The organism is Kribbella sp. NPDC050124, from assembly GCF_044460355.1.
Classification (GTDB): domain Bacteria; phylum Actinomycetota; class Actinomycetes; order Propionibacteriales; family Kribbellaceae; genus Kribbella.
Window position 1 is genome coordinate 304,776 of record NZ_JBITJU010000008.1, and the last position, 23,095, is coordinate 327,870.

Annotated in this window: 19 protein-coding genes; 15 read left to right on the forward strand and 4 right to left on the reverse strand. The window is 69.5% G+C overall.

Annotated features, from left to right (window positions below; translation table 11 throughout):
• Positions 1–35: 35 nt before the first annotated feature.
• The 5 genes from pheS (at position 36) to ACIBL3_RS21325 (ending at position 8,598) form a co-directional block, all read left to right on the forward strand.
• Positions 36–1,145, forward strand: a complete 1,110-nt coding sequence (pheS, locus tag ACIBL3_RS21305; protein ID WP_396355226.1) for a phenylalanine--tRNA ligase subunit alpha — start codon at positions 36–38, stop codon at positions 1,143–1,145.
• The gene (locus tag ACIBL3_RS21310) at positions 1,145–3,760 is read left to right on the forward strand and encodes a phenylalanine--tRNA ligase subunit beta (RefSeq protein ID WP_396355227.1); all 2,616 of its coding nucleotides are present in this window, start codon (positions 1,145–1,147) and stop codon (positions 3,758–3,760) included. The genes pheS and ACIBL3_RS21310 overlap by 1 nt, the downstream gene beginning before the upstream one ends.
• 42 nt (positions 3,761–3,802) lie before the next feature.
• Positions 3,803–5,350 (forward strand): gamma-glutamyltransferase, encoded by a 1,548-nt coding sequence (locus tag ACIBL3_RS21315; RefSeq protein ID WP_396355228.1) that lies wholly within the window; start codon positions 3,803–3,805, stop codon positions 5,348–5,350.
• Positions 5,351–5,422: 72 nt separating this feature from the next.
• On the forward strand, positions 5,423–6,394 hold the full coding sequence (locus ACIBL3_RS21320) for a glycosyltransferase family 2 protein (protein ID WP_396355229.1): 972 nt from the start codon (positions 5,423–5,425) through the stop codon (positions 6,392–6,394).
• Positions 6,391–8,598 carry a hypothetical protein gene (locus ACIBL3_RS21325; RefSeq protein ID WP_396355230.1) on the forward strand — a complete coding sequence of 736 codons (2,208 nt, stop codon included), beginning with the start codon at positions 6,391–6,393 and terminating at the stop codon, positions 8,596–8,598. Before ACIBL3_RS21320 ends, ACIBL3_RS21325 begins: the two co-directional genes overlap by 4 nt.
• 255 nt (positions 8,599–8,853) lie before the next feature.
• Here ACIBL3_RS21325 and ACIBL3_RS21330 read toward each other — a convergent pair whose 3' ends face one another.
• The 3 genes from ACIBL3_RS21330 to ACIBL3_RS21340 are packed head-to-tail and all read right to left on the reverse strand — an operon-like array spanning position 8,854 to position 10,836.
• Positions 8,854–9,372: a GNAT family N-acetyltransferase gene (locus ACIBL3_RS21330; RefSeq protein ID WP_396355231.1), complete on the reverse strand. Its 519-nt coding sequence runs from the start codon at positions 9,370–9,372 to the stop codon at positions 8,854–8,856.
• 34 nt (positions 9,373–9,406) lie between these two features.
• Positions 9,407–10,306 carry an RNA polymerase sigma-70 factor gene (locus tag ACIBL3_RS21335; protein ID WP_396355232.1) on the reverse strand — a complete coding sequence of 300 codons (900 nt, stop codon included), beginning with the start codon at positions 10,304–10,306 and terminating at the stop codon, positions 9,407–9,409.
• Positions 10,285–10,836, reverse strand: coding sequence for a carboxymuconolactone decarboxylase family protein (locus ACIBL3_RS21340; RefSeq protein ID WP_396355233.1), 552 nt, complete (start codon positions 10,834–10,836; stop codon positions 10,285–10,287). The genes ACIBL3_RS21335 and ACIBL3_RS21340 overlap by 22 nt, the downstream gene beginning before the upstream one ends.
• Positions 10,837–11,001: 165 nt before the next feature.
• Here ACIBL3_RS21340 and argC point away from each other — a divergent pair, with 165 nt between their 5' ends.
• The 8 genes from argC (at position 11,002) to ACIBL3_RS21380 (ending at position 19,034) form a co-directional block, all read left to right on the forward strand.
• Positions 11,002–12,033, forward strand: a complete 1,032-nt coding sequence (gene argC, locus ACIBL3_RS21345) for an N-acetyl-gamma-glutamyl-phosphate reductase (RefSeq protein ID WP_396355234.1) — start codon at positions 11,002–11,004, stop codon at positions 12,031–12,033.
• A complete protein-coding gene (gene argJ, locus ACIBL3_RS21350) occupies positions 12,030–13,250 on the forward strand; it encodes a bifunctional glutamate N-acetyltransferase/amino-acid acetyltransferase ArgJ (protein WP_396355235.1) in 1,221 nt (406 codons plus the stop codon). The genes argC and argJ overlap by 4 nt, the downstream gene beginning before the upstream one ends.
• A complete protein-coding gene (gene argB, locus ACIBL3_RS21355) occupies positions 13,247–14,128 on the forward strand; it encodes an acetylglutamate kinase (RefSeq protein ID WP_396355236.1) in 882 nt (293 codons plus the stop codon). Before argJ ends, argB begins: the two co-directional genes overlap by 4 nt.
• Positions 14,125–15,327, forward strand: a complete 1,203-nt coding sequence (locus ACIBL3_RS21360; protein ID WP_396355237.1) for an acetylornithine transaminase — start codon at positions 14,125–14,127, stop codon at positions 15,325–15,327. The genes argB and ACIBL3_RS21360 overlap by 4 nt, the downstream gene beginning before the upstream one ends.
• A 118-nt stretch (positions 15,328–15,445) precedes the next feature.
• On the forward strand, positions 15,446–16,378 hold the full coding sequence (gene argF, locus ACIBL3_RS21365; RefSeq protein ID WP_396355238.1) for an ornithine carbamoyltransferase: 933 nt from the start codon (positions 15,446–15,448) through the stop codon (positions 16,376–16,378).
• Positions 16,375–16,884: an arginine repressor gene (locus ACIBL3_RS21370; protein ID WP_396355239.1), complete on the forward strand. Its 510-nt coding sequence runs from the start codon at positions 16,375–16,377 to the stop codon at positions 16,882–16,884. The genes argF and ACIBL3_RS21370 overlap by 4 nt, the downstream gene beginning before the upstream one ends.
• A gap of 11 nt (positions 16,885–16,895) precedes the next feature.
• Positions 16,896–18,311, forward strand: a complete 1,416-nt coding sequence (argH, locus tag ACIBL3_RS21375; protein WP_396355240.1) for an argininosuccinate lyase — start codon at positions 16,896–16,898, stop codon at positions 18,309–18,311.
• 60 nt (positions 18,312–18,371) lie between these two features.
• A complete protein-coding gene (locus ACIBL3_RS21380; protein WP_396355241.1) occupies positions 18,372–19,034 on the forward strand; it encodes a DNA-3-methyladenine glycosylase in 663 nt (220 codons plus the stop codon).
• On the opposite strand, the gene ACIBL3_RS21385 is transcribed toward ACIBL3_RS21380, so the two are convergent.
• Positions 19,031–19,978, reverse strand: a complete 948-nt coding sequence (locus ACIBL3_RS21385; protein ID WP_396355242.1) for an LLM class flavin-dependent oxidoreductase — start codon at positions 19,976–19,978, stop codon at positions 19,031–19,033. The two genes, ACIBL3_RS21380 and ACIBL3_RS21385, sit on opposite strands and share 4 nt — an antisense overlap.
• A 121-nt stretch (positions 19,979–20,099) precedes the next feature.
• On the opposite strand from ACIBL3_RS21385, the gene ACIBL3_RS21390 reads away from it, so the two are divergent.
• Together ACIBL3_RS21390 and tyrS are read left to right on the forward strand one after the other, a co-directional pair.
• Positions 20,100–21,137 (forward strand): App1 family protein, encoded by a 1,038-nt coding sequence (locus ACIBL3_RS21390; RefSeq protein ID WP_396355243.1) that lies wholly within the window; start codon positions 20,100–20,102, stop codon positions 21,135–21,137.
• A 49-nt stretch (positions 21,138–21,186) separates the two neighbouring features.
• The gene (gene tyrS / locus ACIBL3_RS21395) at positions 21,187–22,491 is read left to right on the forward strand and encodes a tyrosine--tRNA ligase (RefSeq protein ID WP_396355244.1); all 1,305 of its coding nucleotides are present in this window, start codon (positions 21,187–21,189) and stop codon (positions 22,489–22,491) included.
• Positions 22,492–23,095 lie beyond the last annotated feature (604 nt).

Below are 23,095 nucleotides of genomic sequence, written 5' to 3' on the forward strand. Positions count from 1 at the left end.
CTGCTTGTCGCAGAAGTTCCGATGGAGAGCGAGCCATGTCCGGTCCCAACACTGATTACGACCCGGTCGAAGTGACGCCGTTGCATGCCGAAGAGGTGGAGCGGACCAGGGACGAGGCGCTGAAGGCGTTTGCCGAGGCGGCCGATCTGGCTGCCCTGCAGGAGGCCAAGTCCGCGCACCTGGGCGAGAAGTCCCCGATCGCGCTGGCCAACCGCGAGATCGGCGCGCTGCCGCCGCAGGGCCGCAAGGAGGCCGGTCAGCGGATCGGCGCGGCGCGGAAGGCGATCAACGAAGCCTTCGCGGCCCGGCTTGCGGTGCTCGAGGCGGAGCACGAGGAGCGGATGCTCGCCACCGAGCGGGTCGACGTGACGCTGCCGTGGCACACGCCCGAGCTCGGCGCCCGGCACCCGCTGTCGCTGATCTCCGAGCAGATCGCGGACGTCTTCACCGCGCTCGGCTGGGACGTCGCCGAGGGTCCCGAGATCGAGGCCGAGTGGCTGAACTTCGACGCCCTGAACTTCCAGCCGGACCACCCGGCCCGGCAGATGCAGGACACCTTCTTCGTCGAGCCGGCCGGTTCCGGCACGGTGCTGCGGACCCACACCTCGCCGGTGCAGGCGCGGTCGATGCTGACCCGCAAGCCGCCGATCTACGTGATCTGCCCGGGCCGGGTGTTCCGCACCGACGAGCTCGACGCGACCCACACGCCGGTCTTCTACCAGGTCGAGGGCCTGGTCGTGGACGAGGGCATCACGCTCGCGCACCTGAAGGGCACCCTCGACCACTTCGTCGTCTCGATGTTCGGTGAGGGCCTGGAGGCGCGGCTGCGGCCGAACTTCTTCCCGTTCACCGAGCCGTCGGCCGAGGTGGACCTGAAGTGCTTCGTCTGCCGCGGCGCCTCCGTCGGCAACCCGGACCGCCCGTGCCGCACCTGTGGCAGCGAGGGCTGGATCGAGTGGGGTGGCTGCGGTGTGGTGAACCCGCGCGTCCTGCAGGCCTGCGGGATCGACACCGACCGGTACTCGGGCTTCGCCTTCGGCATGGGCCTGGAGCGGACGCTGATGTTCCGCAACGGCGTCGAGGACATGCGCGACATGGTCGAGGGTGACGTGCGGTTCAGCCGCCAGTTCGGGATGGAGATCTGATGCGGGTCCCACTGTCATGGCTTCGTGAGTACGTCGACCTGCCCGCCGGCGTCACCGGTCGCGGTGTCGCGGAGAAGCTGATCCGGGCCGGCCTCGAGGTGGAGACCGTCGAGGAGTCGGACCTGACCGGTCCGCTGGTGGTCGGCAAGGTGCTGACCTTCGAGGACGAGCCGCAGAAGAACGGCAAGACCATCCGCTGGTGCTCGCTCGACATCGGCAAGGACGAGCCGCAGTGGGTCGTCTGCGGTGCGAACAACTTCGCGGTCGGCGACCTGGTCGTCGTCGTGCTCCCGGGCGCCGTGCTGCCCGGTGGGTTCGCGATCTCCGCGCGGAAGACCTACGGGCACGTCTCCAACGGCATGATCTGCTCCAGCTCGGAGCTCGGCCTGGGCGACGACGGCTCGCACGGCATCGTCGTACTCGAGCCGGGTGAGGCGAAGCCCGGTGACGACGCGATCGAGCTGCTGGCGCTGCAGGACGACGTACTGGACATCGCGGTGACACCGGACCGGGGCTACTGCCTGTCCATCCGGGGTGTCGCCCGCGAGGCAGCGACGGCGTACGGCGTTCCGCTCAAGGACCCGGCGGAGCTGACGGTCGACGGGGACGCGAAGGGCGGCTACCCGGTCCGGATCGAGGACGAGCACGGGTGCGACGTCTTCGTCACCCGGACCGTCACCGGGATCGACCCGGACACGCCGTCCCCGCGCTGGCTGCAGAAGCGGCTGCTCGCGTCCGGGATGCGGCCGATCTCGGTCGCGGTCGACATCACCAACTACGTGATGCTCGAGCTGGGCAACCCGATCCACGGCTACGACAAGAACCTGCTGTCCGGCGAGATCGTGGTCCGGCGGGCGCAGCTCGGCGAGAAGCTGGTCACGCTCGACGACCAGACCCGCGAGCTCGACCCCGAGGACGTGCTGATCACCGACGGCTCCGGGCCGATCGGCCTGGCCGGGGTGATGGGTGGTGCCACGACCGAGCTGTCGCCGACCACGCGGGACGTCGTGATCGAGGCGGCGCACTTCGACCCGATCGCTATCGCGCGGACCTCGCGGCGGCACAAGCTGTCCACCGAGGGCTCGAAGCGCTGGGAGCGGACCGTCGACCCGAGCCTGCCGCGGTTCGCCGCGCAGCGGGTGGCGAACCTGCTCCGCGACCTGGCCGGCGGCACGATCGAGCCGGCCGAGACGTACGTCGACGTGCACCAGCTGCCGGAGCCGGTCACCTTCCGCGCCGACCACGCGGCCCGGGTCGCGGGCGCGCCGATCACCATCGAGGAGACCGTTCGCCACCTTGAGTCCGTCGGCTGCAAGGTCGTTCCGGCTGAGCCGTGGGCGCGTCCGGCGCCGTTGGCCGCGGGCGTTCACGCACCCGCGCTCGTCGTCGAGTCCCGCCACGGCGCGACCGGCGCCGACGCTGTCCTCGGTGGCGAGCACGCGACGCACGGAGTCGCGGCTCTGGCCGGGGATGACCTGTTGACCGTGACGCCGCCGTCGTGGCGCCCCGACCTTCGGGACCCCAACGACTTCGCCGAAGAGGTCATCCGCCTGTTCGGGTACGACAACGTGCCGTCGGTCCTGCCGCCCGCGCCGGGTGGCCAGGGGCTGACGGTGTCGCAGCGGCGGCGGCGCCGGGTCGCGACCGCGCTGGTCGGCGCCGGGCTGACCGAGGTCGTGTCCTACCCGTTCACCGGTGAGGCCGACTTCGACGCGATGGGGCTGCCTGCCGACGACGCACGCCGTACGACGGTCAAGCTGGTGAACCCGTTGTCCGACGAAGAGCCGTCGATGCAGACCACCCTGCTGGCGACGCTGCTCCGGACCGCCGAGCGCAACGTCGGCCGCGGGAACACCGACCTGGCGATCTTCCAGACCGGTCTGGTCTTCCTGCCGAAGACCGAGTCCAAGCCCGCGCCGCTGCCGTCCGTCGCGCAGCGCCCGAGCGATGCCGAGATCCAGTCCCTGTACGACGCCCTGCCGGACCAGCCGCTGCACCTTGGTGCAGTGCTGACCGGTGCGCGGACGCCGACCGGCTGGTGGGGCAAGGGTCAGCCGGCCGCCTGGTCGGACGCCGTGCAGATCGCGCGGACCGTGGCGAACGCGGTCGGTGTCGAGCCGGTCCTGCGCAACACCGAGCTCGCGCCGTGGCACCCGGGGCGGTGTGCGGAGTTCACGGTCAACGGGAAGGTGGTCGGTCACGCCGGCGAGCTGCACCCGAAGGTCTGCCAGGCGTTCGGGCTGCCGGCGCGGTCCGGTGCGGTGGAGCTCAATCTGGATGCGCTGATGGCGGCGGCGCCGTCGTCGATCACGGCCGAGCCGTTCTCGTCGTACCCGGTGGCCAAGGAAGACGTCGCGCTGATCGTCCCGGCTGAGGTGGCCGCGGCGGAGGTCGAGGCGGCGCTGGTCGAGGGTGCGGGCGAGCTGCTGGAGTCGATCCGGCTGTTCGACCTCTACACCGGGGAGCAGATCGGCGAGGGCAAGAAGTCGCTCGCGTTCGCGCTGCGGTTCCGGGCACCGGACCGGACCTTGAAGGAGAACGAGGTGGCCGACGTCCGGCAGGCCGCGGTCCAGGTCGCCGTCGACCGCTTCGGCGCCGTTCAGCGGGTCGGCTGACACCATGAGCCGGGGCGGCGGCCGGCCGGTGCGGGGTGTGGCATGACCGGCGGGCATCCGCGGGTCGCGGTCGCGGCGCCGAACGCCGCGGCCGCCGACGCCGGCGTCCGGGTTGCCGCCGAGGGCGGGAACGCGGTCGACGCCGCGATCGCCGCCATCCTGGTGACGATGGTGAACGAGATCGGCGTCGTGTCGCCGGCCTCGGGTGGTTTCGTCACCCTGCAGGTCGCCGGTGGCGAGGCGGTCACCATCGACGGCTGGGTGGAGATGCCCGGCCGCGGGCTGCCGACCGACAGCTTCGGCCGCGGCGTCTGGGACGTCACGACCGACTACGGCGGCGGGACGACGACCACCGTCGGCCATGGCTCGGTCGCGACTCCCGGCGGGATGAAGGCGCTCGACCTGGCGCACCGGCGGTCCGGGAAGGCGCCGTGGCGCGAGGTTGTCCAACCCGCGATCGACGTGGCCCGCAACGGGTTCCCGCTCAGCCGGACGTCGGGCTACTACCTCGGCTACACCCACGAGATCATCTTCGGCTGGCACCAGCCGAGCCATCGGGTCGTGCACGCCGACGACGGCGCGGTGATCAAGGCCGGCAGTACGGTCGTCATCCCCGAGCTGGCCGAGGCCCTCGAGCTGATCGCCCGCGACGGTGCCGAGACGATGTACACCGGTGAGCTCGCCCAGCTGCTGATCCGCGACATGGCCGAGAACGACGGCATCCTCACCGCTGAGGACCTCGCCGCGTACGAGGCCGTCGTACGCCCGGCCCTCACCGTCCGGCAGAACGGGTGGCGCCTCGCGACCAACCCGCCGCCCGCGGTCGGGGGAGTCGCCGTGGCCGCGATGCTCGCGCTGCTGGACGGCGTGCCGGCGGACGGCAGCTGGTCGCAGTCCGAGCTGGAGCGGCTGATCGACGTGCAGCACGCCGTACTGGGAGCGCGGCTGGCGGAGCTGGACGCGGAGGACGTGCGGCAACTGGAGGGCCAGAAGCTGCTCGACCTCGCCGCGTCCGGTGACTTGCGTGCGTTGAGCTCACCGAGTACGGCGACTGTCTCAGTCGTCGACGACGAGGGTGACGCGTGTGCGATCACCGTGTCGTCGGGCTACGGCTCGGGCGTGCTGACGCCAGGCACCGGGATCTGGTTGAACAACGCGCTCGGTGAGCAGGAGCTGCTGCACGGCGGGCCGCACAGCCTGGCGCCGGGGACGCGGCTGACCTCGAACATGGCGCCGAGTGTCGCCCGCCGGGAGAGCGACGGCGCAGTGCTCGCGATCAGCTCACCCGGTTCGGACCGGATCCCGACCGCGTTGGCGCAGGTGTACGCGCTCTACACGCACGGCGGGCTGCCGCTCGCGGAGGCGGTCGAGCACCCGCGGCTGCACGTCCGGGTCCGGCAGGACGTGGTGGTCGACTACGAGGACGAGCTGCCGGTGTCCGGCGCGACCGGGCTGCCGACCCGCCCGATGCCGCCGCACTCCATGTACTTCGGCGGCGTCGCGGCCGCCTACTGGGACCCCTCCGACGGACTCCTCGCGGTCGGCGACCCCCGCCGTACCGGAGCCGTCGCGATCTCCCCGCCACTCTGAACGTGCCCACACCCCGACTCCGTCGTTAGTAAGGTCAACCCTTTCGACACCCTGAACTGGAAGGTCTGCAGCATGCGGGACACGGACCCCGAGCTCTCCGTCGTCGTACCGATGTACGACGAGGAGGAGGTGCTGCCGATCTTCTTCGAGCGGATGCAGCCGCTGCTGGACGGCCTCGGGATCTCCTACGAGCTGCTCGTCGTCGACGACGGCAGTCGCGACGGGACTGCGGCTCTGTTGCTGGCGGCGGCGGAGGACTGGCCGCAGCTGCGGGTCGTGCGGCTGCTGCGGAACAGCGGTCACCAGGCCGCGCAGTCGGCAGGGTTCCGTCGGGCGCGTGGCCGGTACGTGGTCACGATCGACGCCGACCTGCAGGACCCGCCCGAGGTGATCGCGGACTTCCTGAAGGCGGCTCGCGACGAGAATGTGGACGTGGTGTACGGCGTTCGCGCGGATCGGTCGAGTGACTCGTGGCCGAAGCGGACGACGGCGCGGCTGTATTACCGGTTGATGTGCCGGCTGGTCGGCAAGGACATCCCGTTCGACGCGGCTGACTTCCGGTTGGTGTCGCGTCGGGTGGTGGATGCGGTGAACGCATTGCCGGAGGACGGCCGGGTGTTCCGGTTGGTGATTCCGTGGCTGGGGTTCCCGAGCGCCGAGGTGAAGTACGTGCGTGCGGAGCGGGCGGCGGGGACGACGAAGTACAACCTGTCGAAGATGCTGCGGTTGGCGTTCGACAGTGTGACCGCGTTCTCGGCGGCGCCGCTGCGGCTGGCGACCTGGTTGGGGTTGCTGGGTGGCGCGATGTCGGGGTTGTTCGTGGTGGGTGCGTTGATCATCAAGCTGACCGGGCGGAGCATCCCGGGCTGGACCTCGACCGTGCTAGCGGTGAGCGTGATCGGCGCGATCCAGTTGCTGTGTCTGGGGCTGTTGGGTGAGTACGTCGCTCGGCTGTTCCAGTCGAGTCAGCGCCGTCCGCAGTTCCTCGTCGGATACGACAGCCTCGAAGACCAGGGGCATCCGGAACCCTTGCACCAGAGATGAAGCGGCTGCTCCCGTGGCTGCTGCCGTCCCTGGCCGCAGTCCTCGGGCTCGTTGCCATCGACGTACCGCCCGGCCCGATCATCAAGTACGGCGTCTACTTCGCGCTGGCGATCGCCCTGCCCGGCACGCTCCTGCTGCGCGCTGCCTGGCGTAGTACGGGCAACTGGGCCGAAGACCTCGGCCTCGGCTCGGTCGTGGGAGCGACCTGGCAGCTGATCGGCTGGGCAGTGTTCACCGCGCTCGGCTGGCAGCGCTGGCTGATCGCCTGGCCCGCACTGGTGCTGATCGCCTTCGCCTCGGTACGACGCCTCCGCCAGCACTGGCGAATCACGCAGCCGGCGCCGCTGCCGGTCCTGTGGACCTGGGGCCTCGCGATCGCGTCCGCCATCGTGCTCGCCGCGACCACGCTGGGCGTCATGGCGTTTCACCAGTTGCCGCCGGAGGGTTCGTCGTACTACCAGGACCTGCTCTACCACCTGTCGATGGTGAACGAGTTGATGCGTGCGGTGCCGCCGGAGCTGCCGCAGGTGGCGGGGGAGCGGCTGGAGTACCACTGGTTCGCCAACGCGGACATGGCTGCGGCGGCGGACATCACGCGGCTGACGCCGTTCATCATCCTGTTCCGGCTGTGGCTGCTGCCCTGGCTGGTCGTCGCGTTGCTGGTGTGCGCCACGCTGGCGCGGACGGTCAGCCGCACGTGGTGGACCGGTGTGCTCGCAGCCGTCGCACTGGCCGCGCCGCAGCTGTACCTGTTCTTCGACACGAGTGTGAACCTGTCGGCTCCGCTGACCTTCCTCAGTCCGTCACAGACGTTCGGCATGGTCGCGTGCGTCGCGACAGCGGTGTTCCTGATCGAACTGCTGTTCCGGGATGCGCGCGGCGGGCTGTGGGTGATTGCCTTTGCAGTGGCAGTGCTGGGCGGCGGGTCGAAGCCGACCGTGCTGCCGATCCTCGTCGGAGCCGTCGGGCTGGCGGCAGTCGTGATGCTGGTGCAGTCGCGGCGGCTGCCGGTGCGGGTGGTCGTGGCCGGGCTGCTGCTGGTCGCGACGGGCGTCGGGACGATGCTGACGGTCGCGGGGAGCACGAGTGGCTCCGGGCTGCAGTTCCTCGCCGTACTGAAGTCGAGTGGGGACTACGTGGCGGCGACTGGGGACCGTACGCCGGCGGGTGAGGGCGGTGTGGTCCTGCCGGCGTTGGCGCATGGCGCAGTACTCGGAACGCTGGTGCTGTTGTGCATGTTGCTGATCAATCAGGCGACCGCGATGGCTGGGTTCGGGGTGCTCGGCAAGCTCCGGCGTGAGCCGCTCGCGTGGTTCCTGGTCGGCGGGTTGGTCGCGGGCTGGGCCGGCTACCTGCTGATCGACCATCCGTCGGTGAGTGAGTCGTACTTCGTCTATACCGCGATCCCGTTCAGCCTGGCCGCGACCGGATGGCTCGCTACCGTTCTGGCTCGGGCGTATCCAGCGCGAACCCGGCGGCGCGCGTTGATCAGAAGTGCGGCGGCTGCGCTGGTGCTCGCCGGGATCTACGCCGGGGTCATGTTGCTGGCCGATGCGAAGCCGGACGGGCTGTGGGCGGTGGCTCGGCCGCTGGTCGTCGTACTCGTGCTGACCGTCGTGCTGGTCCTGTTCGTACGACGGCCTGGTGGGGCACTGGTCGCCGTACTGACGCTCCTGGCGATCGTGCCGGTCAAGTCGTTTGCTCAGAACGCCGTCCACGGGGACACCGAGCGGGTGCAGAGGTTCACGGCGGCGCGGTGGTGGGTGTACCCGGACGAGGAGTCGGCGGCGCTGTGGCTGGGCAAGCACTCGGCGCCGACCGACGTCGTTGCCGCGAACACGTGGTGCCGACCGGCCGGGAAGCAGGCGCCGGGATGTGACGCGCGCGGGTATCTGGTGAGCGGGATCGCGGGTCGCCGGACGTTGATCGAGGGGTGGGCGTACACCAACGAGGCGATGGCCGAGCAAGGCGTCGGCGGTCGCCGGTACACCGAGCAGCCGTCGCCGTGGCCGGAGCGGGTCGCGCTGACGAACCAGGCGCTCGCGGCGCCGACATCGGATCTGCTGAGGCGGTTGCGCGAGGAGTATCACGTGCGCTGGCTGTACGCCGACGCCCGCGACGGAGCCGTGTCACCGGCCCTCGACCGGCTCGCCGTACTGCGACACAGCGTCGGCAAGGTCCGGATCTACGACCTCGGAGAGTGATTACCTCGTAACATCGAGTCGGCGTGGACCGTTACCTCTACGCCGGCCCACCCGCCCCGCGGCCGTGTACGACGCAATGCTCGGGAGGGCGGCACATGCGGGGCACACCACCGAGCACCCAGCCCTCCCGCGCGAAGCGCGGTCTTGGTGTCGTGCTCGCGCTCAGCTTCTGCTCTCTTCTCACCCCCCTCCAGCCGCCGAAGGCGGCGGCCTACCACCGACCACACTGCTCAGCAACCCTTTGTCGACACGGCACTAGAGGTCCTGCACCAGCATGATCTCGTCGCGGTAGTCGCCCGGCGCGACGCGAACCGCGCGCGGGTGACGGCCGACGACCCGGTAGCCGAGGGACTCGTAGAACGTCTCCAGACCGAGCCCGTCGCGGATCGTCAGCTGCAACTGCTCGAGCCCGAGGTCGGCCGCCGTGCCGCGCAAACCCTCCATCAGCATCCGGCCCGCACCGCCGCCCTGATGCTCCGGGTGGACCATCACCCGGAGCACGGTCCGCCAGTGCGCCTGCAGTGCACTGCCCCGACTCACGAGCAGCCCCATGCCGACGTACCGCTCGCCGTTGTGCAGCACCCCGAGCCCATCCACCCCGGCCGCGACCCGCCCCAGCGCCTCATCCAGAGTCTCTGCCACCAGCTCCACCGGAGCCGGCGCCGTGAACCCGACCGCACCACCCGCATCCGTCGCCGCGATCCACGTATCCAGCAGATCCGCGCGCAACCCCGCGTCCATGACCTCGTCCGCATCCACCACCAGGTACTTCACAACACCCTCCACCTGCGACTGAGTTGCAGATAGTCTACGAGTCGAGTTCGTGGAGGGCCGGGACGGTGGTGAGCTTGTCCGGGTTGCGGATCAGGTAGAGGCCGGTGATCAGGCCGTCGTCGCTCTCCAGGAAGGCGACCGTGTCCGGCGCGTCGTCGTAGTACGCGATGAAAGCGTTCTCGCCGTTGAGCGGGGCGATCCGGATCTGGAAGTTCGGGTTCTCCGCGATCACGGCGAACATCCAGCGGGCGATCTTGTCCGGGCCGTGGATCGGGCGCAGGGCGGCCTTCTTCTTGCCGCCGCCGTCGCTGATCAGGACCGCGTCCGGCGCCAGCAGCGACACCACCTGGTCGAAGTCGCCGGACCCGGCCGCCGCCATGAACCGCATGGTCAGCTCGTTGTGCCGCTCCTTGTCCACCTGGTGCCGAGGCTGCCGCGCGTGCACGTGCCCGCGGGCCCGGTGCGCCAGCTGCCGTACGGCGGCCTCCGACCGCCCGAGCGTGTCCGCGATCTCGTCGTACGGGAGGTCGAACACCTCACGCAGTACGAAGGTCGCCCGCTCCAGCGGCGACAAGGTCTCGAGTACGACGAGCATCGCCATGCTGACCGAGTCCGCCAGCTCCACCGCCACGGCCGGGTCGTCGTCGGAGTTGATCGGCTCCGGCAGCCAAGGACCGACGTACTCCTCCCGGCGCGCCTTCTGCTGACGCAACCGGTTCAGCGCCAGCCGGGTCGTGATCCGGATCAGGTACGCGCGGGTGTCCCGCACCTCCTCGTGGTCGACACCCGCCCACCGCAGCCACGTCTCCTGCACCACGTCCTCGGCGTCGGTGACACTGCCGACCACCCGGTACGCCGCACCGACCAAGACCGCCCGGTGCTGGTCGAACTCCCGCGCCAGCTCCTCCTCGGTCACGCCGGCCTCAACTCGCACAGCTCCTTGAAGCCCTGGCTGGTCAGGCCCAATGCGGCGTTCGTCCGGGAGCGGTAGTTCTCCAGCGACACCCAGGCGGTGAGCTCGACCAGTCGCTCATCGGTCAGGTCGCGGCGCAACCGCTCGACCTGCTCGTCGGTGACGGTCGGCGGGGTCGCCGTCATCGCCTCGGTGTAGTCCATCACCGCGCGCTCCAGATCCGTGTAGGCGGCACTGTCCCGCCACCCTGGCACATCGCGCAGCTTCTGCGGGTCGACACCCTGGTTGTGGAACTCCCAGTAGCCGAAGTCCATGCACCAACTGCAGCCGATCTGCGCCGAGGACACCATCACCGCGAGCGCCTTGAGCGTCGGGTCGAGCTTGGTCCAGCGGGTGGCCGACCCCTCCATCAGCATCATCGACACCAGCACCCGCTTGTTGTGCATCACTGCCTGCCCCGGGTCCAGCACCTTCCCGAACCGGCGCCTGCTGCCCCACTCCGCGAGCCGCACAAACCAGGTCCGCCGATGCTGCAATCCGATCCGAGCCATCACAGCCTCCTTCAGGTTCGTCGTCCCCCTTGCGGACACGCCCCACCCGGCGCCCTGTGACATGACCTGCCTCACACCTGGTTCTCCCCGGTCAGAGTGGGTAGTTGACCCTCGGCGGGATGACGAATCTTGGATACTTTTCCAAGCTATGGCATACTCATTCATATGAGTGTGAAGGTGGCGGTGGCCGGTGCCAGCGGATATGCGGGGGGTGAGCTGCTTCGGTTGCTGAGTGCGCATCCCGACGTCGAGATCGGCGCGCTCACCGCAGGCGGAAACGCCGGGACACCGCTCGGACAGCACCATCCACACCTCGTGCCCCTGGCCGGGCGCACCCTGGTCGAGACCACGGCGGAGAACCTCGCCGGTCACGACGTGGTGTTCCTGGCCCTCCCGCACGGACAGTCCGCCGGACTCGCCGAGCAACTCGGCGAGGACGTCACCGTGATCGACTGCGGCGCGGACTTCCGGCTCACCGAGGCCGAGGTGTGGACCGAGTTCTACGGCGGCGAGCACGCCGGCTCCTGGCCGTACGGGCTCCCGGAGCTCCCCGGTCAGCGCGAGAAGCTGCGCGGCAGCAACCGGGTCGCCGTACCAGGCTGCTACCCGACCGTGTCCACGCTCGCCCTGCTCCCCGCCGTCCAGAACGGCCTCGTGGACTCCGCCCAGCTGGTCGTCGTCGCCGTCAGCGGCACGTCGGGAGCGGGCAAGGCCCCCAAACCGCACCTGCTCGGCGCCGAGGTGATGGGCTCAGCCACCGCGTACGGCGTCGGCGGCGTCCACCGCCACACCCCGGAGATCGAGCAGAACCTCACGCCGTACGCCGACCAGCCGGTGAGCGTCTCGTTCACCCCGGTGCTGGTCCCGATGTCACGCGGCATCCTCGCCACCTGCAGCGCACCGGTTGCCGACGGCACCGACCTCGCGACGCTGCGGCAGGCCTACGAGGACGCCTACCGCGACGAGCCGTTCGTGCACCTGCTGCCCGAGGGACAGTGGCCGCAGACGCAGGCCACCCTCGGCGCGAACACCGTGCAGCTGCAAGTCGCCCTCGACCAGCGCACCGGCCGCGCCGTCATCGTGGCCGCGATGGACAACCTCACCAAGGGCACCGCCGGCGGAGCCGTGCAGTGCATGAACCTGGCCACCGGGCTCGACGAGAGCCTGGCCCTTCCCCTCGTAGGAGTCGCACCATGACAAGCGGAGGGACCATCGCAGTCACCCCGGACAATGCTGTCGCAGTCGATCGGAGCGCCGGGGTCACCGCGCCGGCCGGCTTCCGTGCGGCCGGGGTGATCGCCGGGATCAAGCCGGCCGGCACGCCGGACCTCACCGTCGTCGTCAACGAAGGCCCGCACCACGCCGCGGCCGGCGTCTTCACCACGAACAAGGTGAAGGCTGCTCCGGTCCTTTGGTCCCAGCAGGTCCTCACCGCCGGCAAGCTGAAGGCCGTCGTCCTGAACTCCGGCGGCGCCAACGCGTGCACCGGTCCGGAGGGCTTTCAGGACACCCACAAGACAGCGGAGAAGCTGGCCGAGGTGCTCGGCGTCGGCGCCGCGGAGATCGGCGTCTGCTCGACCGGCCTGATCGGTGAACGGCTCCCGATGGACAAGCTCCTTCCGGGGATCGACGCGGCGGTGAAGGCTCTGGGCTCGGAGGCTGAGCACGGGCTGGCTGCCGCTACCGCGGTCATGACCACTGACAACGTGCCGAAGCAGGCTGTGCTCAAGCACCCGGACGGCTGGAGCATCGGCGGGTTCGCCAAGGGCGCCGGGATGTGCGCGCCGAACATGGCGACGATGCTCAGCGTCATCACGACGGACGCCGTACTGGACCAGCCGCACCTCGACCACGCGCTGCGGAACGCGGTCGGCAAGACCTTCAACCGGCTCGACGTCGACGGCGGCACGTCGACCAACGACACCGTGCTCCTGCTCAGCTCGGGAGCGTCCGGCACGACCGTCACCCCCGAGGCCTTCGAGGCCGCGCTGACCGTCCTGGCTGCTGACCTGGTGAAGCAGTTGCAGGCGGACGCCGAGGGCGTCACCAAGCACGTCAGCATCACGGTCAAGGGCGCGGCCACCGAGGCGGAAGCGGTCGCGGCCGCCAAGATCGTTGCCGAGGACAATCTCTGCAAGACCGCGTTCTTCGCCTCCGACCCGAACTGGGGCCGGATCGCGATGGCGGTCGGCAACGCACCCACCGCGTTCGACCCGCAGCTGCTCGACATCACCCTGAACGGCGCGCCGATCTGCATCGCCGGCGGTAAGGGCGTCGACCGCTCCGAGGCCGATCTGAGCGGTCTCGAGATCGACGTGGTGATCGACCTGCACGCCGGCCCGGCGTCCGCAACAGTCCTCACCACCGACCTCTCCCACGCGTACGTCGAAGAGAACTCGGCGTACTCCTCATGAGCACTACGCATGCGGACGCGGTCGAGAAGGCCGCCGTCCTGACTGAGGCGCTGCCCTGGCTGAAGCAGTTCCACGGCAAGACGGTCGTGGTCAAGTACGGCGGCAACGCGATGGTCGACGACAAGCTCAAGCGTGCGTTCGCCGAGGACATCGTGTTCCTGCGGTACGCCGGGGTCCGGGTCGTCGTCGTACACGGCGGCGGACCGCAGATCAGCGACATGCTCGGCCGGCTCGGCATCGACAGCGAGTTCCGGGGCGGCCTGCGGGTCACCACTCCGGAGGCGATGGACGTCGTCGGGATGGTCCTGGTCGGCAAGGTCGGCCGCGAGCTGGTCGGCCTGCTGAACGCGCACGGCCCGTTTGCGGTCGGCATGTCCGGTGAGGACGCCGGTCTGTTCACGGCGGAGCGCCGTACGGCGATCGTCGACGGCGAGGCCGTGGACATCGGGCTGGTCGGCGACGTCGTCGACGTCCGGCCGGAAGCCGTCATCGACTTGATCGACGCAGGCCGGATCCCGGTGGTGTCGACGATCGCGCCGGACGAGGACGGCCTCGCGCACAACGTCAACGCCGACACCGCGGCCGCCGCGCTGGCGTCCGCGCTCGGCGCCGAGAAGCTCGTCGTCCTGACCGACGTGGCCGGGTTGTACCGGAATTGGCCGGACAGCGACGAGATCATCACCCAGATCACCACGACCGAGCTGACCGAGCTGCTCCCGTCGCTGGCCTCCGGGATGGTGCCGAAGATGGAAGCCTGCCTGCGGGCGGTCGAGTCAGGCGTCTCCCGGGCCACCGTGATCGACGGCCGGGTGCCACATTCATTGCTGCTGGAGATCTTCACCGACGCCGGAAGTGGAACCCAGGTGATCCCGTCATGACCGAGTTGCTGACCGTCGACGGCACGCAGTCGGCGCTGACCGAGCGGTACTCGACCGCGCTGATGAACACCTTCGGCGCGCCGAAGCGGGTGCTCGTCCGCGGCGAGGGCGCGTACCTGTGGGATGCCGACGGCAACAAGTACCTCGACCTGCTCGGCGGGCTCGCGGTGAACTGCCTCGGCCACGCGCACCCGTTCGTGGTGTCCGCGGTGACCTCGCAGCTCGCCACCCTCGGCCACGTCTCGAACTTCTTCGCGTCCGCGCCTCAGATCGCGCTGGCCGAGAAGCTGCTCGGCCTGTTCGACACCCCCGGCAAGGTGTTCTTCACCAACTCCGGCACCGAGGCGAACGAGGCCGCGTTCAAGATCACCCGGCGGACCGGCCGGACCAAGATCGTCTCCACCGTCGGCGCCTTCCACGGCCGGTCGATGGGCGCCCTCGCGGTGACCTGGAAGCCGGCGTACCGGGAGCTGTTCGCCCCGCTGCCCGGCGACGTCGAGTTCGTCCCGTACGGCGACGCCGAAGCGCTGGCCGCGGCCGTCGACGACGAGACGGCGGCCGTGATCCTCGAGCCGATCCAGGGGGAGAACGGCGTCGTCGTACCGCCGGCCGGATACCTGCAGGCGGCGCGGCGGATCACCTCCGAGCACGGCGCGCTGCTGTGGATCGACGAGATCCAGACCGGCATCGGGCGGACCGGGACCTGGTTCGCGTTCGAGCACGACGGGATCACGCCGGACCTGGTGACCGTCGCCAAGGGCCTCGGCGCCGGCATCCCGATCGGCGCCTGCATCGGGCTGGGCGCGGCCGCGGACCTGCTGCAACCGGGCAACCACGGGACGACGTTCGGTGGCAACCCGGTCGCTGCGATCGCCGGTCTCGCGGTTCTGACCGTGATCGAGCGGGACGGGCTGCTCGCCCAGGTGAATGCCGTCGGCAACCACCTCGCCTCGTCGATCATCGCGCTCGACAACCCGCTGATCGCCGGCGTGCGTGGCCGCGGCCTGCTGCTCGCGATCGAGCTCACCCAGCCGGTGTCGGACCAGGTGGCGGCACTGGCGCTGGAGGCCGGGTTCGTGGTGAACAACCCGATCCCGAACGCGTTGCGGCTGGCGCCGCCGTACATCCTGAGCAAGGCTGATGCCGACAGCTTCGTCGCAGCCCTCCCGGGGCTGCTGGATCACGTGGGGGCGGGATGACGACGGTGTTGAATGCCGCGCCTCCGGCGCGGGGGTCATGGGGCTGGAACTCCCGGCCTTCCCTCGTCCCTCCAGTCGCTTCGCTCCCTCCGCTCCTCAGTCCAGGCCGGGAGGCCCCATGACCAGGCACTTCCTCCGGGACGACGACCTGTCGCCGGCCGAGCAGGACGAGGTCCTGACGCTGGCGCAGCAGTTGGCGGGGGACCGGTTCGGGCACCAGCCCTTGAGCGGGCCGAAGACGGTCGCGGTGATCTTCGACAAGTCCTCGACCCGGACCCGGATCTCGTTCGCGGTCGGGATCGCCGAGCTGGGCGGCGCGCCGCTGATCATCGACGCGCAGACCTCGCAGCTGGGCCGCGGTGAGCCGATCGCGGACACCGCGCGGGTGCTCGACCGGCAGGTCTCGGCGATCGTCTGGCGGACGTTCGCGCAGACCCGGATCGAGGAGATGGCCGCGGCGTCCCGCGTGCCGGTGGTGAACGCGTTGACCGACGAGTTCCACCCGTGCCAGATCCTCGCCGACCTGCTCACCGTGCGGCAGCACAAGGGGTCGACCGCCGGGCTGAAGCTGGTGTACCTCGGGGACGGCGCGAACAACATGGCGCACTCGTACCTGCTCGGTGGCGTGACTGCCGGCATGCACGTGGTCGTGGGATCGCCCGCGGAGTACCAGCCGGATCCCGCGATCGTCGCTCGCGCTGCCGAGATCGCGTCCGGCACCGGGGGATCGGCCTCGTGGACCGCTGACCCTGCTCAGGCCGTTGACGGCGCCGACGTCGTCGCCACTGACACCTGGGTGTCGATGGGGCAGGAAGCCGAGGCGACCGAGCGGGAGGCGCCGTTCGTCCCCTACGCGGTGACGGAGCAGCTGATGGCCAAGGCGAAGGCCGACGCTATCGTGCTGCACTGCTTGCCCGCTTATCGTGGCAAGGAGATCGACGCGGCCGTGATCGACGGACCGCAGTCGGTCGTGTGGGACGAGGCAGAGAACCGGCTGCACGCGCAGAAGGCGCTGCTGTCGTGGCTGCTGGCGAGGAGTTTTGGGGAATGAGCATTGCCGTACCGACGACCAAGACCGCGAGGCAGCAGCGGATCGTGGATCTGCTCGGGCGGCAACCGGTGCGGTCGCAGACCGAGCTCGCCGAACTGCTGGCGTCCTCCGGACTGGTCGTCGGCCAGGCGACCCTGTCCCGGGACCTGGTCGAGATCGGTGCGGTGAAGGTCCGCGACTCGAGCGGTCAACTGGTGTACGCCGTACCCGGTGAAGGCGGCGACCGTACGCCGCGAGCCGGTGAGGCAGCCGCCTTCGAGGCCAGGCTGGCGCGGGTCGCGTCGGAGCTGCTGGTGTCGGCGGAAGGCAGTGCCAACCTGGTCATCCTGCGAACCCCGCCGGGTGCGGCCCAGTACTTCGCGTCGGCGATCGACCACGTGGGACTGGACGACGTACTCGGCACCATCGCCGGCGACGACACCGTGATGGTCGTCTCCCGCAACCCCACCGGCGGCCCTGCGCTCGCCACCCGCTTCCTGTCCCTCGCCGCTCGCGAACACAAGTAAGGAACCAAGAGTTGAGTACCGGAGAAAGTGCAGCCCTGTGGGGTGGACGGTTTGCGGGTGGGCCGGCGGATGCGCTGGCCGCGCTGAGCAAGTCGACCCAGTTCGACTGGCGGCTGGCGCCGTACGACATCGCCGGGTCGAAGGCGCACGCCAAGGTGCTGCACCGAGCAGGTCTGCTGACCGACGAGGACCTGTCGGCGATGCTGGCCGGGCTGGACGGGCTGCTGGACGACGTACTGGCCGGGAAGTTCCTGCCTGCCGAGGACGACGAGGACGTGCACACGGCGCTGGAGCGCGGTCTGCTCGAGCGGCTCGGCGCTGAGCTCGGCGGACGGCTCCGGGCTGGGCGGTCCCGCAACGACCAGGTCGCGACGCTGTTCAAGGGCTACCTGCGCGAGCACGGCCGCATCATCGGGCGGCTGCTGCTGGACCAGGTGAACACGCTGGCCGAGCAGGCCGAGAAGCACCTCGGCGTCGCGATGCCCGGCCGCACGCACCTGCAGCACGCGCAGCCGGTCCTGCTGTCCCACCACCTGCTCGCGCACGCCTGGCCGCTGATCCGCGACCTCGACCGGCTCGCCGACTGGGACGCCCGCGTCGCCGCGGACTCGCCGTACGGATCGGGTGCGCTGGCGGGCAGCTCGCTCGGACTCGATCCGCAGTACGTCGCCGTGGAGCTGGGCTTCAGCAACTCGTCGGCGAACTCGATCGACGGGACCGCGTCTCGTGACTTCGTGGCGGAGTTCGCGTTCGTGACGGCGCAGGTCGGCGTGGACCTGTCCCGGCAGGCCGAGGAGGTGATCATCTGGGCGACGAAGGAGTTCGGTTTCGTCGAGCTGGACGACGCGTTCTCGACCGGGTCGAGCATCATGCCGCAGAAGAAGAACCCGGACATCGCCGAGCTCGCCCGCGGCAAGGCCGGCCGGTTGATCGGCAACCTGAGCGGCCTGCTGGCGACGCTGAAGGCGCAGCCGCTGGCGTACAACCGGGACCTGCAAGAGGACAAGGAGCCGGTCTTCGACTCCATCGACACCCTCGAGGTGCTGCTGCCGGCGTTCACGGGGATGGTCCGGACTTTGCGCTTCAACGCTTCGCGTCTCGAGGAGCTCGCACCCCAGGGCTTCTCGCTGGCCACTGACATCGCTGAATGGCTGGTCCGGCAGAAGGTGCCGTTCCGGGTCGCCCACGAGCTGGCGGGCGCCTGCGTCCAGGAGTGCGAGAAGCGCGGCATCGAGCTGTGGGACCTGACTGACGAGGACCTGGCCGCGATCTCGCCGTCGTTGACGCCGGACGTCCGCTCGGTGCTGACGGTGGAAGGCTCGCTGGCGTCCCGCAACACGCGCGGGGGGACGGCGAAGGAGCAGGTCGCCGAGCAGCTGGAGGAGCTCCGGCGTCGTGCCGCCGCGCACGCCACGCGCCTCGGCTGACTGGTCCTGCCTGGGCCGCCTGCGGCCTCGCTGTCCGAGGCTTCGCTTAGGGTGCTGCGCATGCCCGTACGCCGTTCGCTGCTCGCGGATCCCGTCCTCGAGGTGGCCCCGAGGCTGCTCGGCATGGTGCTGCGCAGCACCACCGACGAAGGCACGGTCGCCGTACGCCTGACGGAGGTCGAGGCGTACGACGGCCCGAACGACCCGGGCTCGCACGCGTACCGCGGCCAGACACCGCGCAACACGGTCATGTTCGGCCCACCCGGGTTCCTGTACGTGTACTTCACCTACGGTATGCACTTCTGCATGAACGTCAGCGCCAGCCCAGACGGACAGCCCTCGGCCATCCTGCTCCGGGCCGGCGAGATCGTCGAAGGTGCCGACCTGGCCCGCGCCCGCCGCCTGCCCGGCACTCCGGCCGCCAACGGTGTGCTTCCCGGCGCGGCGCGGAAGCGAGTGAACGGGAACCCGGACCGCGACCTCGCGCGCGGTCCGGCCCGGATGTGCGTTGCCCTCGCCATCGGCCGGGACGACAACGGCGCCGACCTGCTGTCCAGGACCTCTCACGTGCAGTTGCTACCGGGGCCCGGCTTCGAAGGTGAGCCGTCGACCGGACCGCGGGTCGGCTTGCGCGAGGCGGCCGACTGGCCGTGGCGCTTCTGGATCCCCGATGACCCGACGGTTTCGCCGTACCGCCCCCACGTCCCCAAACGCCGCGGCTAGCGGTTGGCAAGCTCCAGGACGTGGTCGAGCTGCGGCAGGCCGTGCTCCACCTCCGGGTCCGGGAACAGGCCGATGTGGTGCACCCCGGCTTCCTCCAGCGCGTCGATGTGCGCGGCCGCGTCGTCCAGCGTCCCCACTGCGCCGATCGCGGTCCACCAGTCGACCGGCATCCCGACCAGGCCGTCTGCACCGCTCTCGTCGTACAGCTTCTTCAAGTCGTCGAAGAACGGCAGCGCGGTCAGCCCCGGGTGCTTGTCGTCGATGCGTACGGCGAGCCACGGCGCGGTCCACTCGTACGCCGTCTTGCGGTCGTCGCGCACGCAGAACGCGCTGAACACCGCGACCACGAAGCCCTCAGGCGATCCGGCGTACTCGATCGACTGCCGGACGTACGCCGGGGTCGCCGGCTCAGCCAGGACCAGTCCGCCACCGACCCGCCCGGCCAGCGCCATCGACTTCGGACCCATCACGCCGAGCAGGATCGGCGGCGCCTCGGCCGGCGGCGCGTCCAGCTTCACGTCCGTCAGGTGGACCGTCTTGCCCTCGAACGTGACGGTCTCACCGGCGAGCAGCCGGGTGACGGCAGTGGTGACCTCCTCGAGCGCGGTCAGCGGCGACTTCGGCCGGACGCCCATCTGGCCCATCCAGTCCTGCACGCCGTGGCCGATACCGGGCAGGAACCGGCCCGGCGCAAGCGCGTCCAGCGTGGCGAACTCCATCGCGGTGACAGCTGCCGTCCGGGCCACGGCCGGCACGATGCCGAGGCCGACGGTGAGTCGCTCGGTCGAGGTGAGCGCGGCGGACACCAGCGACGGTCCGGCGGTGTAGAAGCAGTCCTCGATGATCCACAACTCGTCCGCGCCCTCTTGGTCCAGGCGGCGGGCCACGTCGGTCACCAGGGCGGCGGGGTAGGTCCGCGGGAAGCACATCCCGATCTGTGTCATGCGAAGAACCGTAGAGGCGTCCATGGACAGTTCTCAAAGGAGTTCCGGCAGTTGGGTAAAGGTCTTCCCATCCCGTGGGGCGGCAGGCGTAGCGGCCCCTGCTCCGGGTAGGTTTCGGACTATGGCCCGTCCGCACTACGCGTCCCGACTCGAGGACTGGTTCAACATCGGGGTGCAGGCGATCCTGCGGCGGCGCGGATGGCGAGAGCGGATCATCCCGCACGTGGGCTACGGCACCACCAAGTTCGTCCGGGTGCTGGCCCGCGTCGTACTGAGCCGGGACCCGCGCAACCAGCCGCGGTTCGACGAGGACCAGGTGGTGCGCGGCTGGCGGGTGTTCGTGACCGCGCCGGCGACCAAGGTCAAGGTGACGGTCACCGTCAGCGGGCAGACGTTCGAGGCGATGACCGACCGCGGCGGCTTCGTCGACCTCACCGTGCCGGTGGTGCTACCGCCGGGCTGGCACGAGATCAACCTGGGCGTGCACGGCGAGCGGGAGGCCCGTGCCCGGGTGTACGTGCCCGATCCGGACGCCACGCTCGGTCTGGTGAGCGACATCGACGACACCGTGATGCTGACGATGCTCCCGCGTCCGCTGATCGCCGCCTGGAACACATTCGTCCGTGACGAGCAGGCGCGTCGCGTCGTACCAGGGATGGCGGAGATGTACGCCGAGCTGCTGGCGGACCACCCGGGTGCGCCGATCTTCTACCTGTCCACGGGCGCCTGGAACACGGCGCCCACGCTGACCCGCTTCCTGGCGCGGCACGGGTACCCGGCCGGCCCGCTCCTGCTCACGGACTGGGGGCCGACCAACACCGGCTGGTTTCGCAGCGGGCAGGAGCACAAGCGCACCGCGCTCCGTCGTCTTGCGGTGGAGTTCCCGAACGTCCGCTGGGTCCTGATCGGCGACGACGGCCAGCACGACCCCCAGCTGTACGGCGACTTCGCGCAGACGCACCCGGATCACGTGCGCGCGATCGGCATCCGTCAGCTCACCCCGGCTGAGCAGGTGCTGTCGCACGGTCTCCCGGTGCCGAACCCGGACCCGGGCGCGCACGACCCGCACCGGCCCAACGCAGCCACGGTGCATGCACCGGACGGCCACGCACTGCGGCCGCAGCTCCAGGCTGTGCTGACCCGCCCCGACCCGACGTAGCCGCCATACAGGACACTTGTAGTCGACCGACGTACTCGAGGAGAGACAAGTGACCGACAGCGGGACCGCAAGCCGCACCCAGGTGCTCGACGACCTGGAGAGCCGCGGACTGATCGCGCATTCGACCGATCCCGACGCCCTGCGGGCCGCCATGGCGGCCGGACCGATCACCTCCTATGTCGGCTTCGACCCCACCGCGCCCAGCCTGCACATGGGGAACCTGCTGCAGTTGCTGACGCTGCGCCGGCTCCAGTTGGCCGGCCACAACCCCATCGGGCTCGTCGGAGGCGCCACCGGCCTGATCGGTGACCCCAAGGAGAGCTCCGAGCGGGTGCTGAACCCCAAGGACGTCGTTCAGCAGTGGGTCGAGAAGGTCCGTGGACAGGTGGAGAAGTTCATCGACTTCGACCCGGCGCTGCCGAACCCCGGCCGGATCGTCAACAACTACGACTGGACCAAGGACCTCAACACGCTCGACTTCCTGCGTGACATCGGCAAGCACTTCCCGGTGAACCGGATGCTCGGACGTGAGGTCGTGAAGGCCCGGCTGGAGCAGGGGATCAGCTACACGGAGTTCAGCTACGTGCTGCTTCAGTCACTGGACTACCTGGAGCTCTACCGCCGCCACAACTGCACGCTGCAGACAGGCGGTAGCGACCAGTGGGGCAATCTGACCGCCGGCGTCGAGCTGATCCGTCGTACTGAGAGTGGCAAGGCACATGCGCTGGCCACGCCACTGGTGACGAAGGCGGACGGGACCAAGTTCGGCAAGACGGAGTCCGGGACGGTGTGGCTGGACCGGGAGCTGACGTCGCCGTACGCGTTCTACCAGTTCTGGTTCAACACCGATGACCGGGACGTGATGCAGCTGGTGCGGTTCTACACGTTCCGCACACCGGAGGAGATTGCTGCACTCGAGCAGGCGACTGCTGAGCGCCCACAAGCGCGTGAGGCGCAGCGGCTGCTCGCCGAGGACATCACCACGCTGGTACACGGCGAGGAGGAGACCAGGAGAGTGCAGCAGGCGTCGAAGGCGCTCTTCGGCCAGGGAGAGCTCGCCTCTCTCGACGGCTCCACACTGGTCGCCGCACTCCGGGAAGCACCACACGTCGAGCTGGGCGCCGGCGAACCGATGCCGACGTACGGCGACCTGCTCGTGAAGTCCGGCCTGGTCGCCAGCAAGTCGGCCGCGCGGCGGACCGTGGCCGAGGGCGGTGGATACCTGAACAACGAGAAGGTGAAGGACGCCGAGTACGTGCCAGGGGCCGACGACCTGCTGCCGGGTGGCGTGCTGGTGCTGCGGCGCGGGAAGCGTTCGTTTGCAGGGGTTCTGACGTCGTCGGCGGATCGCTGACGGTGTCGGGTCCACTCCCACAAACTGGATGCCGAGAGCAAATTACAGCCGTGTGATCCTGCCCACCGGGAACCGATTTGACCGGCCACCTCGAAGCCACGTAATGTTCTTCTTGTTGGAGCGAGGCGCGGGACGCGAAAGCGGCCGGTCGCTCCGAACCCCCCAAGGCTAGCTGAGCCGAACCGCGTCGTCTGACTCGGGCCGGTAGCTAAGACACGGGCGGAGGGCCAGAAAAACTGAGTCTTGACTCGGTGGATCTGATCCGGTAGAGTAACGCAGGTTGCCCCGGAGTCCTGGCTGAGAGGCCAAGACGCGGTGTGCGTCCGATTCTTGAGAACTCAACAGCGTGCCGAAAGTCAATGCCGAAAGATGCATTAACCCCGTACACAGGCATTGGATGACTGTTCTGGGCCCCTGGTCTTTTGATCTTGGGTTCGGGTGGTTGTTTGTTGTTCTGTGGCGGATTCCTTTGAAACATTATTGATTCAAGTCAGTTTGATTGTTTCTGATTCAAAGGATCACTTTTTGTGAGTCTGTTTTCCGCGGCCTCTTCGGGGGTTGTGGTTGACTTATAGATTTCAACGGAGAGTTTGATCCTGGCTCA

Coding starts and splice junctions, on each gene's coding strand:
- ACIBL3_RS21390 (WP_396355243.1), top strand. CDS start 20,100: ATGGCCCGTCCGCACTACGCGTCCCGACTCGAGGACTGGTTCAACATC.
- ACIBL3_RS21315 (WP_396355228.1), top strand. CDS start 3,803: ATGACCGGCGGGCATCCGCGGGTCGCGGTCGCGGCGCCGAACGCCGCG.
- argF (WP_396355238.1), top strand. CDS start 15,446: ATGACCAGGCACTTCCTCCGGGACGACGACCTGTCGCCGGCCGAGCAG.
- argC (WP_396355234.1), top strand. CDS start 11,002: ATGAGTGTGAAGGTGGCGGTGGCCGGTGCCAGCGGATATGCGGGGGGT.
- pheS (WP_396355226.1), top strand. CDS start 36: ATGTCCGGTCCCAACACTGATTACGACCCGGTCGAAGTGACGCCGTTG.
- argJ (WP_396355235.1), top strand. CDS start 12,030: ATGACAAGCGGAGGGACCATCGCAGTCACCCCGGACAATGCTGTCGCA.
- ACIBL3_RS21380 (WP_396355241.1), top strand. CDS start 18,372: ATGCCCGTACGCCGTTCGCTGCTCGCGGATCCCGTCCTCGAGGTGGCC.
- ACIBL3_RS21325 (WP_396355230.1), top strand. CDS start 6,391: ATGAAGCGGCTGCTCCCGTGGCTGCTGCCGTCCCTGGCCGCAGTCCTC.
- ACIBL3_RS21385 (WP_396355242.1), bottom strand. CDS start 19,978: ATGACACAGATCGGGATGTGCTTCCCGCGGACCTACCCCGCCGCCCTG.
- ACIBL3_RS21360 (WP_396355237.1), top strand. CDS start 14,125: ATGACCGAGTTGCTGACCGTCGACGGCACGCAGTCGGCGCTGACCGAG.
- ACIBL3_RS21340 (WP_396355233.1), bottom strand. CDS start 10,836: ATGGCTCGGATCGGATTGCAGCATCGGCGGACCTGGTTTGTGCGGCTC.
- argB (WP_396355236.1), top strand. CDS start 13,247: ATGAGCACTACGCATGCGGACGCGGTCGAGAAGGCCGCCGTCCTGACT.
- ACIBL3_RS21320 (WP_396355229.1), top strand. CDS start 5,423: ATGCGGGACACGGACCCCGAGCTCTCCGTCGTCGTACCGATGTACGAC.
- ACIBL3_RS21310 (WP_396355227.1), top strand. CDS start 1,145: ATGCGGGTCCCACTGTCATGGCTTCGTGAGTACGTCGACCTGCCCGCC.
- ACIBL3_RS21370 (WP_396355239.1), top strand. CDS start 16,375: ATGAGCATTGCCGTACCGACGACCAAGACCGCGAGGCAGCAGCGGATC.